The 14,553-nt window shown below is 61.1% G+C and carries 7 protein-coding genes; 5 read left to right on the top strand and 2 right to left on the bottom strand.

Features of this window, described 5'->3' with window-relative positions; translation table 11 throughout:
* Nucleotides 1–90: 90 nt before the first annotated feature.
* Nucleotides 91–852, top strand: a complete 762-nt coding sequence (locus KUV45_RS18450) for a YdiY family protein (protein WP_206940232.1) — start codon at nucleotides 91–93, stop codon at nucleotides 850–852.
* A gap of 178 nt (nucleotides 853–1,030) precedes the next feature.
* Here the strand turns inward: KUV45_RS18450 and KUV45_RS18445 are convergent, their stop codons facing one another.
* Together KUV45_RS18445 and rpmE are read right to left on the bottom strand one after the other, a co-directional pair.
* Nucleotides 1,031–2,302: a malic enzyme-like NAD(P)-binding protein gene (locus KUV45_RS18445; RefSeq protein ID WP_206940233.1), complete on the bottom strand. Its 1,272-nt coding sequence runs from the start codon at nucleotides 2,300–2,302 to the stop codon at nucleotides 1,031–1,033.
* 377 nt (nucleotides 2,303–2,679) lie between these two features.
* A complete protein-coding gene (gene rpmE, locus KUV45_RS18440) occupies nucleotides 2,680–2,892 on the bottom strand; it encodes a 50S ribosomal protein L31 (protein ID WP_206940235.1) in 213 nt (70 codons plus the stop codon).
* Nucleotides 2,893–3,060: 168 nt separating this feature from the next.
* Here rpmE and KUV45_RS18435 point away from each other — a divergent pair, with 168 nt between their 5' ends.
* The 4 genes from KUV45_RS18435 (at nucleotide 3,061) to KUV45_RS18420 (ending at nucleotide 14,446) form a co-directional block, all read left to right on the top strand.
* Nucleotides 3,061–5,286 (top strand): primosomal protein N', encoded by a 2,226-nt coding sequence (locus tag KUV45_RS18435; RefSeq protein WP_222161586.1) that lies wholly within the window; start codon nucleotides 3,061–3,063, stop codon nucleotides 5,284–5,286.
* 130 nt (nucleotides 5,287–5,416) lie between these two features.
* Nucleotides 5,417–7,102: an arginine--tRNA ligase gene (argS, locus tag KUV45_RS18430; protein ID WP_222161585.1), complete on the top strand. Its 1,686-nt coding sequence runs from the start codon at nucleotides 5,417–5,419 to the stop codon at nucleotides 7,100–7,102.
* A 3-nt stretch (nucleotides 7,103–7,105) separates the two neighbouring features.
* Nucleotides 7,106–7,849 carry an SPOR domain-containing protein gene (locus KUV45_RS18425; RefSeq protein WP_222161584.1) on the top strand — a complete coding sequence of 248 codons (744 nt, stop codon included), beginning with the start codon at nucleotides 7,106–7,108 and terminating at the stop codon, nucleotides 7,847–7,849.
* Between the two features lie 810 nt (nucleotides 7,850–8,659).
* The gene (locus tag KUV45_RS18420) at nucleotides 8,660–14,446 is read left to right on the top strand and encodes an Ig-like domain-containing protein (RefSeq protein ID WP_222161583.1); all 5,787 of its coding nucleotides are present in this window, start codon (nucleotides 8,660–8,662) and stop codon (nucleotides 14,444–14,446) included.
* The last annotated feature ends 107 nt before the right edge of the window (nucleotides 14,447–14,553 follow it).

Raw genomic sequence — 14,553 nt, 5'->3', positions numbered from 1 at the left:
GTCGCTTCTCCCCCGCCCGGGGGAGAAGCATGACTGCCGCCATGGCGGCATCCTGATCTCTTCCCCTAGCCTTATCCAGGTGACCACCACATGGTGCTTTCCCGCTTACGCACGCTGGCAGCCACACTGTGCTTCTTTGGGCTTTTTGTGCCGATATCGCCATCCCTGGCCGATTCCTTCTACGCCCCTGCAGCGCCGAACGACGACGCCCCCGACTTTATCGGGCATGTCGAATTTGGCTATACCCGCCTCTCCGGCAATACCAACACCGAGACCGTGCTGGGCAAGACCCAGCTGACCTGGCTTAACGGCGCCTGGCTATCGCGCTTTCGGGCCGAAGCCCGCCATGCCAGCGAGGACAGTGAAACCAGCGCCGAACGCTACATGACCTCGTTTCGTCAGCGCCGCGAGCTGGTAGGTCCTCACTATCTGTTTGCCTTCGGTCGCTGGGAGAAGGATCGTTTCAGCGGCTACGATCATCAGTTCACCGCCATTACCGGTTACGGCCGGCAGATCCTCGACTCTCCCCGCGCCCACCTTGAGCTTGAGGCAGGCCCAGGCTATCGCGCAGACATCCTGCCCGACGAGGACGATCAGCGCCTAGCCGTCGCCTACGGCGCCATGGAAGCCGGCTACATCCTGAGCGCCAGCGCCAGTCTTGAACAGGAACTCTCGGTCGAGACCACGCGCAAGAACTCGACGCTACGCTCTTACACCGCACTCGATACCCGGATCAATGCGCACATGTCGCTGCGACTGTCGCATGAGATAAAGCACAACTCGGATCCACCCGAAGACGCCGAAGCACGGACGGATCGAATTACGTCAGCCTCATTACGCTACGAGTTCTAAGACGACGTCAGCCTGGATCAGCGCCCGTGCCAGCGTTGGTGAACCATCCTCTCTCGACACACCAAGCTCTGCGCTCCCTGATCAAGCCCTCACATACAAAAAAGCCCATACAAAAAAGCCCTCCAGTGGAGGGCTTTTTCATTACCGCATGACCAGAGAGCCACGCTTGAGACGGCGCTCAGCTGCCGTAGACGTCGTCGATGGTCTTCAGCGGATAGTGCGAAGGATAGGGCTTGCGTGCCACCCCTGAGTCGACAGCCGCCTGGGCGACGGCGGAGGTCACTCGCTCCAGCAGGCGCACATCCACCGGGGTCGGAATGATGTATTCCCGGCCAAAGCTCATGGCGTCACGCTCGTAGGCATCCAGCACCGCCTGAGGAACAGGCTCGCGGGCAAGGTCCTTGAGCGCATGGACCGCCGCTACCTTCATCTCCTCGTTGATGCGAGTTGCACGCACATCCAGCGCGCCACGGAAGATGAACGGGAAACCCAGCACATTATTGACCTGGTTGGGGTAGTCAGACCGCCCCGTCGCCATGATGACGTCCGGGCGGGTTTCCCGGGCCAGGTCGGGATGAATCTCGGGATCCGGGTTGGTGCAGGCAAAGACGATGGGGTCCTTGGCCATCTTGCGGATATGGTCGGCCGTCATCAGGCCGGGGCCGGACAGGCCGATAAAGACATCCGCGCCATCGATGGCGTCGTCCAGGGTGCGTTTGTCGGTATCCACCGCAAACATCGCCTTGTGCTGATTCAGGTCTTCCCGCCCGCTATGGATGACTCCCTTGCGGTCGAGCATCACCAGGTTGGCGGGATTCGCCCCACAAGCCACCAGCAGCTTCATGCAGGCAATTGCAGCAGCACCAGCCCCCATGCAGACGATCCGCGCCTGCTCAAGCGACTTGCCGGCGATATCGAGCGCATTCAGCATGCCCGCCGCCGTCACGATGGCGGTGCCGTGCTGGTCATCATGGAAGACCGGGATCTTGCAGCGCTCGACAAGGGCCTGCTCGATCTCGAAACACTCCGGCGCCTTGATGTCCTCGAGATTAATGCCACCCCAGCTGTCGGCAATGCGTGCCACCGTGTCGATGAACGCCTGCGGACTCTCGGCATCGACCTCGATATCGACCGAGTTGATGCCGGCAAAGCACTTGAACAGCACCCCCTTGCCTTCCATGACCGGCTTGCTGGCCAGCGGACCGAGGTTGCCAAGGCCAAGGATGGCAGTGCCATCGGAAATCACCGCGACGGTGTTGCCCTTGCCGGTATAGCGATAGGCATTCTCCGGGTCCCGAGCGATTTCGCGGACGGGCTCCGCCACGCCAGGACTATAGGCAAGCGCCAGGTCCTTGGCGGTGGCCGTCGGTTTGGTCAGCTCGACCGACAGTTTGCCGGGAATGGGAAGTGCGTGATAGTCCAGCGCAGCCTGCTTCTTTGCGTCTGTCATGCTTGGTGTCCGGATATCCTTGTGGAACGTGGCCACACAATATAGAAAAATATTCCATTTCTCAACATTGGCACCAAAAGCGATATTTACACGCTCGTTTGAAGATGTTCGCTGACAATGTCGACAACTTTTGCTGCATTGCACCAACGTCTAACAAAGCGCTGAATCCATCAGCCGAGCGACGCAACAGTCCTTAGAAGACTAGACCTCAGCGACATCTTACGCATTGATGCGCCGCAACAGCGATACCCAGAAACGTGGTGCGATGCGTCCTCCAGATACAACAAACCCGCCAATGCTGGCGGGTTTGTGACGGGCAAAGCCCGAGCGTCTTCATGACATTGCGCCGTCGCCTGACGACGGCGCCCATCAGACGATCAACGCTTGAGTGCAGCACCGAAGCGCTTGTTGAAGCGCTCGACGCGGCCACCGGTGGTAGCCTGCTTCTGCTTGCCAGTGTAGAAGGGGTGGCACTGAGAGCAGACGTCCAGGTGCAGGTCGTGACCGACAGTGGAGCCGACTTCGAAGCTGGCGCCGCAGGAGCAAGTCGCGTTGACCGTCTTGTAATCCGGGTGGATACCTTGTTTCATCGTGAACCTCACTTTTCGGTATGCCGCCACCTGATCCTTTGCCAGGCACCGCATACGGGTAATGGCACGGCCATCGTGCATGCTGTGACGCACCACCGTGCCGGCCGGTGAACCACCTGCCTGTTACAGGCGGCGGAGCATTCTAGCAGACTTCATTGTGGAGGCCAATTGCCTGACACCCCTGCCCCGCGCGTACTGCGCATTGCTATTCCCTCACCTCTGCGCAGACTGTTCGACTACCGTCCTGGCGGCCCAGTTCCGCCCGACGGCTGGCAGGAGGGCCTGCGCGTGCGCGTCGAATTCGGTCGTCGGCAGGTGGTGGGAGTCATCGTGGCCTGCGCCGATGACAGCGACTTCCCACTGGACAAGCTGAAGCCCATTCAGAGCTGTATCGACAGCACGCCGCTGCCGGGGGACTGGCTTTGGCTGTGCCGGTTCACCGCGCGCTACTATCAACATGCGCTGGGCGACACCCTGGCACATGCCATGCCGGTGCTCCTCCGCCAGGGGCGACCATTGCAGGCCCGCACCCGTGAACGCTGGATGATCAATGCCAACGCCGACCGCTCGCGACTGGGACGCGCGCCTCGCCAGGCCGCACTGCTCGAGATGCTCGGCCAACACCCCCATGGCCTGACGACCCAGGTGGTCCTGGCACAGTCCTTCAGCCGAGACCAGCTGGGCTCCCTGGAAGCCAAGGGACTGATCATCCGCCATGAGGAAGCGCTCGCCGCGGCCCCCACGGACGACACCAAGGGCCTGCTCGCCAGCCCCGCCCTCAGCCTGAACGACGAACAGGCGAAAGCGCTCAATCGGTTGCACCAGGGCCTGGATCGCTTTCACCCGTGTCTGCTGCACGGTGTCACGGGAAGCGGCAAGACCGAGGTCTACCTGCAGCTGATCGAGGCCGTCGCGGCCAAAGGTCGCCAGACCTTGGTGCTGATTCCGGAAATCGGGCTTACCCCCCAGACCCTGGGACGCTTCCGCCAGCGCTTTCGTGTGCCCGTCGTCGCGCTGCACTCCGGTCTGACCGACCATGAACGCCTGGATGCCTGGGAAGCCGCTGCCAGCGGCAGAGCGCTGATCATCATCGGCACTCGCTCGGCCATCTTTACGCCGCTGGCGAGGCCAGGCCTGATCATCGTCGATGAAGAGCACGACGGTTCCTTCAAGCAACAGGACGGACTGCGCTACCACGCGCGAGACCTGGCGGTGGTGCGCGCCAAGCGCGACCAGATCCCGCTGCTATTGGGTAGCGCAACACCCTCACTGGAAAGCCTCCATCGCGCGCTGACAGGGGACTACGCCCACCTGCGGCTGACCCAGCGAGCCACCCGCCACGCTCCCGCTCGCCTGGAGCTTGTCGACCTGAAGGGGCGCACTCGCCGCGGTGGCCTGATTCCACCGGTTATCGACGCCATCAAGGCCACTCTGAGCGCCGGACATCAGGTCCTTGTGTTCATCAATCGCCGCGGCTTTGCACCCACCCTGTCCTGCCATGCTTGCGGCTGGATGGCGGACTGCGATCATTGCGATGCTCGCATGACGTGGCATCGCCAGCCTCCCATGTTGGCCTGCCACCACTGCGACCGCCGGCGAGTCCTTCCCGACGCCTGCCCAGAGTGTGGCAGTGCTGACCTGCGCCCGCTGGGCAGCGGCACCGAGCGCACCGAGGAAAGCCTGGCGGAGAGTTTTCCCGACGTTCCCGTGCATCGTATCGATCGTGACAGTACCCGTACCAAGGATGCCCTGGAGAAGATGCTGACGGAGGTGCGCCGGGGCGAGCCGGCCATCCTGGTGGGCACTCAGATGCTTGCCAAGGGACACCATCTGCCTCACGTCACTCTGGTGGTCGTGGTCAATGCCGACGCCGGCCTCTATGCCAGCGACTTTCGTGCCCTCGAGCATTCCGCCCAGCTGCTCGAGCAGGTGGCCGGCCGCGCCGGGCGCGCGGCCCACCCGGGCAGGGTGCTGGTACAGACCATGCACCCGGACGACCCGAACCTCCGTTTGCTGGCAGACCGGGGTTATGACGCTCTGGCCCAGACACTGCTGGATGAGCGACGCATCGCCGCCCTTCCTCCCTACCGTTTCATGGCCCTGCTGCGCATGGAGGGGCCTCGAGAAGAGGCACTGACCACCCTGGCACGAGAGCTCGCCCGCGAATTGCGCGATCACATCAAGCAACAGGCGCTCGAACTCGACTGCCTCGGCCCAGTGCCCGCCCCCATGGAGCGGCGACAGAACCGCTACCACCTGCAGCTGGCGCTGATGTCTGACAAGCGCAGTCAGCTGCACCCTGCCCTAGCGTGGCTGGCACAGCGGCTGGAGGCCTGGCCCGACGCCCGACGCGTTCGTTGGTCGATCGATGTCGACCCTCAGAGCCTGAGCTGATCCGGAATTTCCATGAGCAGACGTCCGGCCTTTAAAGGCTGGACGCAATCATCGATAATGCACGGTCTGCCTGCCGACTGGCGCCCTGATCGCCGCGCTCGGCCACCGTGCCACAGGACATAGACGCCTCATGAAAGACACTATCGTTGCGCTGCTGGATGCCGCCCTTGCCGAGCTCAAGCAGCAGGAAGTCATTCCCCAGGAACTCGCCCCCACCTACAAGGTCGATCCGACCAAGGACAAGGCTCACGGTGACTACGCCACCAACCTCGCCTTGATGCTGGCCAAGCCCGCCAAGTCAGCCCCGCGCCAGATAGCGGAAAAACTGGTGGCCGCTCTCCCGCAAAGCGATGCTGTCGCCAAGGTCGACATCGCGGGCCCAGGCTTCATCAACTTCTTCGCCGCCACGGATGCCGCTGCCCAGGTCGTGCGCCACGTGCTGGATGCTGGCGATACGTTCGGCCGCAGCCTGACAGGCCAGGGAGAGAAGGTGCAGGTCGAGTTCGTCTCGGCCAACCCGACCGGCCCGCTGCACGTCGGACATGGCCGTGGCGCTGCCGTCGGCGACTGCCTGTGTCGCCTGCTTGAGGCCACCGGCTACGATGTCACCCGCGAGTTCTACTACAACGATGCAGGCGCTCAGATCAGCAACCTGGCGCTGTCCGTCCAGGCCCGCGCCAAGGGGCTCGGGCCAGACGACGCAGGATGGCCGGAGGACGGCTACCGCGGCGACTATATCACCGACGTGGCCAACGCCTACCTGGCCGGTGACACCGTCCATGCCGACGATCGCCATGTGACCGGCAAGGGCGATCCCGATGACCTCGAGGCCATCCGCGACTTCGCCGTCGCCTATCTGCGCCGGGAGCAGGATCTCGACCTGCGTGCCTTCGGCGTCAGCTTCGACGTGTACTTCCTGGAGTCCTCGCTGTACGAAGACGGCAAGGTCGAGGCAACCGCACGCCGCCTGGCGGAGAATGGTCACACCTATGAGCAGGAAGGCGCTCAGTGGCTGCGCACCACGGACTTTGGCGATGACAAGGACCGGGTAATGCGCAAGAGCGAGGGCGGCTACACCTACTTCCTGCCGGATGTGGCGTACCACCTCGACAAGTGGCAACGGGGCTTCACCACCGTCGTCAATGAGCAGGGGGCCGACCACCATTCCACCGTGACCCGGGTCCGCGCCGGTCTGCAAGCCCTGGACGTGGGTATTCCCAAGGGCTGGCCCGACTACGTACTGCACCAGATGGTGCTGGTGACCCGTTCAGGGGTCGAGGTCAAGCTGTCCAAGCGCGCAGGAAGCTATGTCACCCTGCGTGACCTGATCGATGAGGTCGGGCGAGATGCCACCCGTTTCTTCCTCGCTGCCAGGCGGGCAGACTCCCAGCTGACCTTCGACATTGATCTGGCGCGCTCCCAGTCCAATGACAACCCGGTCTACTACGTGCAGTACGCCCACGCCCGCGTCTGCAGCGTGCTGCGCAAGGCCGAGAGCGAAGGCCTGGCCTTCGACCACGCCACGGGCATGGCCAATCTGGGCCTGCTCGAAGCGGACCAGGAAAAGGCGCTGCTCAATCGCCTGGCCCGCTACCCCGAGGTGGTCGAACACGCCGCCAAGGCTCGCGAGCCCCAGCAGATTGCCCAGTACTTGCAGGACCTCGCTGCCGATTTCCACAGCTGCTACAACGCCTGTAAGGTCATGGTCGACGACGCTGCCTTGCGCAATGCCCGCCTGGCACTGGGCCTTGCCGCCCGCCAGGTGCTGCGTAATGGGCTTGACCTGATGGGCGTCGGCGCGCCGGAGGAGATGTAAGCCATGGCCACTCGCAAGGCGCCGCCCCGCAAACGGGGAGCCACCAGCAGCCAGAAGCGCAAACAGCCCTCCACGCGCGGCCGCGGCGGCATTCCCGGCTGGCTGTGGGCGGCCGTCGGCCTGGCGGCTGGCTTTCTGCTGGCACACCACCAGAACGGCACCGCGCCATGGCAGGATCCGCGATCGCCGATCGCTGCGGTACTGCCCAAGCCATCGAGCAATGATGGCCAGGGCGGTGGAACAAGTAGTACTTCCACCAGCGGCGGACAAGGTCAGAGCAGCGACAGCGAACCGCCCATGCCGACCTTCGAGTTCTACACCCTGCTCCCGGAGTCAGAGGTCATTGCGTCAGACGAGGAAGTGCCCGAGTCCACGGCTCGTCGACCGGAAGCGGCAACGTCCAGTGATGACGCCATCTCGGACGATGACCCCATTGCCGCCGTGATCGCCGCCAACTCCCGCGAGGACACAGCGGCGAGCACGCCCTCGGAGACGCCCCGCAGCGCCGAACGCCGCTACATGCTGCAGGCAGCGTCGTTTCGTGAAGTGGGCGATGCACGCCAACTGGCGGGCCGGCTCAAGGACTTCGGCCTGCTGGCCAAGATCAGCGAGGTCGAGGCTACCGGCGGGGCGACATGGCACCGGGTGCAGGTCGGTCCTTACAGCGACCGCAACGAGCTGGCACGCGCCCAGGACCTGATGAGTACCCAAGGTATCGAACCCTTGCTGATTCAACTGCAGAATTGATGCCTTACCCCGTCACTTGACGACGGCGTGCTGACACCTCGAGGCCCGCTTCCTGCCCCCAGGAGCGGGCCTTGTTGTTTTCGACAGGTTGTTTTCGACAGAGCATCAGACATATGGCTCATTTTCTTTGCCCCTCTATTACACCTCTGAATATGCTCAGACAACTCTCACATCTATAACGCATTTTTCACGTACCGTGGTACAAGAAACAGTGACACACCTCAGAAAAAACCCAAAAAACACGCCATATAAGCACATTTATATTCTCTGATTATCACGCGAATGAATGACTCAGATTAGAGCGATCATCCATACCTTACCTAATCACGCATACCAAAGATCACCCACCTGCCCATGCAGCCAGTATTACCACTTTGTCCTTATCACTAGCATGGTTTTCGCCAGCGCATGCCCATATGACGGGGTTACGTCAACAACCCTGAAACTGCACAACAATGGCGAATTCTGTCATTGAGCGTCGGCGCATTTTCCTCTACTTACAGGTGGACAGTGATGGCTGAAAGCAACGTTGAAACAGTGAACACAACCGCGTTCCTTGATGAAGATGGACTGACAGGCGGCAATGCTGGTGGAATCAATGATCTCCCCGGCACGGATATCACCACCCAGGGTCTGATCAGTTTTTCCTATAACAACGGAACCCCTGCCAGCAACTCGCCTTTTACCTGGAAAACTACAGGTATTCAGGCAATCACGTCCGGCGGCTCCGCTGTGACGTATGCAGTGTCAGATGACGGCCTGACCCTTACAGCCGCTGACGAAGATGGCGAAAAAGTCTTCGAACTTGTCATGCAAGACACCTCTTCGGGTCTGTTTGAGGCGACACTTTTCAAGTCAGCCGACCATGGCATTCCCACGGCGGAAGACGATCTTCTGTTACAGGTTGGCTTCACCCTGACCGACAGTGCCGGCGCCACCTCGAGCGACATGATCGCTGTCTTTATCGACGATGATTCGCCTGCCATCACTTACCAAGACGGCAGCGAAATCGAAGTCTCCACCACACATACCGGCAACTGGACGCTCAGCGGCGGTGCCGACGGTCTGGAAGATGCCAGCGTCAAGGTGCCTGGCGACAGCACCAGCTATGCACTCGATACCGCCATTCAGCTGGACAATGGCGTACTGACCATCAAGAGCGACGGCACCTGGACCTTCACCATCGACAGGGACGTCATCGAGGATGACCCTAAACTCAGCTTCACCGTTACGGCCAGCGACACCGACGGTGACGTCACCAGCCGCACCTTCAATACGACGGTAAAACTCAAGGCTGTCCCCGTCACGCCAGAGACGGACGATGATCCCGCAACCACCTCACCCACTGCCACCGTCGACGAAGACGGCCTGCAAGGTGGCGGCGAGGGTGGCGTCGGCGATGTGCCTGAAATGCTGGCCTCGGCCCGGGGCGAGCTCGGCTACAGCTATGGCGCCAGTGGCCCTGCGGCCGGGACCGACGCCTTCTCTTGGCACCTGGAAGATATGCCCGCCGTCACCTCTGGGGGTGAAGCTGTCAGCTATACCTTGAGCCCCAACGGCCGGGTCATTGAAGGCAAGACGCCAGATGGCGAAGCCGTCATTACTCTGCAGCTCATGGACGTAGAGAAAGGCAGCTATACCGTCTTTATTCGTCAGCCGCTGGATCATTCTGACACGACCATGGAGGACAATATCGAGTTCTCCGTCGGCTTCACCATCACCGATGCCGAAGGCCTGAGCGCCGATGGCAAGCTGAACGTCGTCGTCAATGATGACTCCCCCAAGACCCTCAAAGATGCAGCCTCTACCGACAGCGCCACGGCGGTGACGGTGGACGTCCTTGAGAACGACCGTCCCGGTGGCGATGGCAGCCAGGTGACAAAGGTGGAAGTGCAGGGCGGAGCCGCTACCGGCACGGCCGCGATCAACGCCGACGGCACCGTGACCTTTACGCCTAACGTCAACTTCGCAGGAGACGCCGTCATCACCTATACCTTGGTGGATGGCGATGGCGACCAAGCCACCGGCGAGCTGGCAATCAGCGTCGACAGCGCAGGAAACGTGGGCCCAGTCACGCCTGATAGCGATGGTGATCCGCTGACCAAGACGGAAACCACCGTACTGGATGAAGAAGGGCTTGCAGGAGGGGTACGAGGCGGTGTCAATGATGCGCTGACTACCGCAACTGTGCGCTTCGGCACGCTGGGATATGACTTTGGCATCTACGGAGCGGCGGATACCGGCGCCTTCCGCTGGGATCCCAGCAACCTGCCACTGATTTCCACCGGTGGCGACGCCATCACCTTCAATTTGAACGGCAACGGTCGCTCTCTAGTCGGCAGCACTGACTCGGGCGAGAAGATCGTTTTCATCCAGTTGACCGATGTGGCGACAGGCACTTACAAGGTGGTCATTACCAAGCCGCTGGATCACCGCAACCCTGAGGTCGAGGATGATATTCGCCTGGTGGTTGGCTATACCGTCACGGATAAGCAAGGTTTAACGGCAAAGGGCGCACTGAAAGTCATCATTGATGACGATTCTCCCCTGGTGAAGGATGACCAGACGTCCACCGACAACCAAAGTCCCATCACCTTCGACGTTCTGGCTAATGACCAGGCCGGAGCAGATGGCGCTGGGCAACTGTCTGCGACCGTTGCGGGCGGTGATAGCGTCGGCACCGTCGTGGTCAATGCCAACAACACCCTGACCTTTACTGCGGCTCAGGACTTCACTGGAAAAGCTGTTGTCGAATACACCTTCACCGATGGTGATGGCGATATTGCCTATGGCAAGCTCAAGGTGGACGTCACCCAGACGGCCACAGGGCCGACAACGCCAGAAACCGATGGTGACCCTTCCTCCAGCGCTCCTCTCGCCGTCGTGGATGAGGACGGCTTGCCGGGTGGAAGCGAAGGCGGTGTCGGCGACATTGCTGGCACTGCCATCGTAAAAACAGGTCAGCTGAGCTACGACTTTGGCTCGCTGGGGCCTGCCAGTCCATCTGATGCGTTTTCCTGGGACCAGAGCTCGTTGCCACAGCTAACCTCTGGGGGTAGCGATGTCACCTTCTACCTCAACGGTAACGGTCGCTCCTTGGTGGGCTTTGACGATTATGGCAGCAAGGTGATCACCATTCAGCTATCTGACCTGGCGTCAGGGAGCTACAAGGTGGTGCTCCATCAGCCACTGGATCACACCAACCCAACAGAAGAAGACAACATCGAGCTGGCGTTGGGCTACACCATCACCAACAGCGCAGGCGCCCAGGCCTCGGGCACCTTGAACATCCTGGTCGATGACGACTCTCCGCTGGCAAGAAATGACCGCGTTGATGCCGAGAACAACTCGCCCATAACGCTGAACGTGCTGGCGAACGACGCGCTGGGCGCCGACGGGGCCCGCATCAGCAAGGCGACCGTGATCGGCGGTGCAGACGTAGGCACCGTGTCCATCAACAGCAATGGCACACTGACCTTCACCCCTGCGCCCAAGTTCGAAGGTATCGCCAGGATCTCTTACACCCTTAAGGACGGTGATGGCGATACCAGCAGTGCCACGGTAACAGTCAATATTATGGACAACGGCATCGTACCTACGACGCCCGAGACCGATGGTGATCCTAACACCACTTCCCCCGTCACTACCCTCGACGAGGACGGCCTGTCAGGTGGCCTGGCCGGCGGCAACGGCGATGTGTCTGGTGAAGTCGTGAAGACGACGGGATCTCTAGGCTATACCTTTGGCGAGGACGGTCCGGCCAGCACAGGTGCCTTCACCTGGCAGACGGCGGGCCTGCCGTCGCTGACCTCAGGCGGTGATGCCATTACCTTTGCTGTCAGTGCCAATGGCACCGTATTGACGGGCAGCACGGCCGATGGCACGACGGTACTGACCGCCAAGGTCACTGACCTTGCCTCCGGCAGCTACGAAGTGGTCCTCAGCGATGTGCTTGATCATCCTATCGTCAACATCGAGGACTCCATCTCTCTGAACCTCGGCTATGCACTGACAGATGGTGATGGTGATGTCGTCACCGGCAAGTTGACCGTCAACCTCAACGACGACATGCCGGAAGTGTTCATGGCGGACCCGGCCTTCCTGGAAGATGGCGCTTCTGGTTCCCTCAACTTCGCCACCCATGCCGGCGCCGATGGTGCCGATAGCGTGGTGTTCTATGAAGCCATCGATGGCACCGCAGCGCTGGACAGCGCTGGCAACGCTCTGGTCTACCTTGGCAAGCCCCTGACCTATGAACTGAGCAACGATGGCAAGATGCTGTCAGCGGTCACCGCTGACGGCGACGTCGCCTTCTCTGTAGCCCTGTCTGACGATGGGACCAGCTACTCGGTCATGGCCAGCGATGCCTTCACCACTGGCGAGACCAATGACGTCATCGTATCGACGGGAACCGCTGCCGAGGACCACAGCTTCATCGGCTACAACGTGGCGGATGCAGAGCCTGGCAACGATGTGCTGATCAGTTCCAAGGGCCAGACCATCGTTCGCGATGACAACGCTCTGGGTGTCAAGGACGCCAAGATCAGTGCTGGCGAGGTCATCCGCGTCGACTTCCTCAACAATGCTGTCATCAGCAAGAGCCAGGCGTCCTGGGATAGCCACCAGTCCATCAGCCGCTATCAGCAGACGCTGCATGTCGATGGCAACTCCGGCTCGACAGCGTCCCTCTCGGTCTCCGCGTTTGCCTTTGATGCCGATGGCGGCGCTGGCAGCACGGTACCTGCCCTGGGCAGTGGTACCCCTGTCGACCTCTCGGTCAGCGACATCTCGGTGTTCGATGCCGTGGGTGTCGAGGTCACCTCGGAAATTACCCTGACCGATAACGGCAACAGCATCACCGTGGCCGGCATTCAGGACGGGTGGCGTATCGAACTTGAGACCAGTCAGCCCTTCCAGTCGGTGGAAATCACTGGCCAGGCGGGCAACGACCTTAGCCTCGGCGGCATGGAATATCGCTCAGGCGGTGAAGGTGGCAGCCTCGACGTCACCTACGAGCTGACCGGTACCGATGGGGATGGCGACTACGCCGAAGGCTACCTGACGCTCGAGACCCGCGAGGAAGACAGCGTGCAGGCCGGTGGTGACGGCGATGACACCATCACCGCAGGTCACGGCGACGATGTCGTCATTGGCGACGATGGCGGCAGCGCGACCATTATCGAGAATGGCAAGGACTACAACCTGGCCCTGGTGCTCGACTTCTCGGTCAGTACGCTGGCCTACACTGACGTACCGAAAGAAGGCTACCCCGGCTACTTCAAGACGCGTATCGAGATCTTGAGGGAGGCGGTCACCGAATTCGTCAATGGCCTCAAGGATCATGTTGGCGTCATCAACATGAACGTGGTGATCTTCAACGATCACGCCTACACCATGGAGTTCAAGGACGTTGTCGGTAACAACCTGTTCCAGGCGGTCATCGACCGTGTGAACGGCTGGGGCCCGGGTGGTTACACCAACACCGAAGATGCGTTCCGCAAGACGGAGACCTGGTTCAAGCAAGTCAGCACTGACGACGTGGAAAACCAGACCATCTTCTACACCGATGGTACCCCCCAGTACTACATGTCGGGCGTGAACAACGACGTCAAGGTGTGGACGGCCAATACCACCCAGGTCACGATGCAGGAGACGGTAGATGCCTTCAACGACCTGACGCAATACACCGATGTGCACGCGGTGGGTTGGGACGAAACGCCCAAGACCCGCACGATTCTGCCCGACGATACCAACGTCTCGCAGATCACCCAGTACTTCGACAACACCGACGTGGTCGGGGAGTCTACCGTCATTCTGGATGACGGCACCGCATTCACCGGCACCATTGGTGAGGCGGAAATTGTCGACTCCCAGTTCGAGCTCAACCTGGCCTTGGCCACCGGCTCTACGGAGACCGGATATAACGGTCTTGGCAACGACACCCTGGATGGTGGCGGCGGTAATGACATCATCTTTGGTGATACCACCAACAGTGACGAACTGAGCTGGACCAATGGCGACACGGGAGCAAGCTTCGCTGCTGGCACCCATGACGGCATGGGCCTGAGGGGGGTATTCGAGTTCCTGACGTGGTCTCCGGAGCACGGTGATGGTGAAGCACCGACCAATGCCCAGCTCAGCGACTACGTTCGCGACAACTACGAGTCGCTGCTGGAAACCACTCGTACCCAGGGCGGTGACGACACCCTGAGGGGCGGTGCCGGCGATGACATCCTGATCGGCGGTGGCGGTGCAGACACCTTTGTCTTCACTCTCGCTGACGCAGGCGTCGAGGGCTCGCCCGCGACGGACACCATTGTCGACTTCCACACCGGTGTCTATGGCGCTAGTTCCAGTGCCGACAAGCTGGATCTGTCGGATCTGCTGGAAGATGCATCAGAGGCGTCGCTGTTTGACTACCTGCTGGCAGAACAGCAAGGGGCCGACACCGTGCTGCACATCGACGCAGGTGGCAACATCAGCGCCGACGGCAGCAACGCCAGCCAGGTCATCGTGCTGTCCGACGTCAGCATGTCGGGCTCCAGCGATGACTTCCTCAAGGGTCTGTTGGAGAACCACCAGCTCGATATCGAGTAAGGCTTGCATTGAGCCCCTATCGATACCCGCAGTAGCAAGGAAGCAGTTGATGTAAAGGAAGAAACAGCACCCGGCCTCGGCCGGGTGCTGTCGTTTACGGGCCCGGA

Source organism: Halomonas sp. DP3Y7-2 (assembly GCF_019800795.1).
In the GTDB taxonomy this organism is placed as follows: Bacteria; Pseudomonadota; Gammaproteobacteria; order Pseudomonadales; family Halomonadaceae; genus Halomonas; species Halomonas litopenaei_A.
This window is presented reverse-complemented; position numbering and strand designations above follow the sequence as displayed.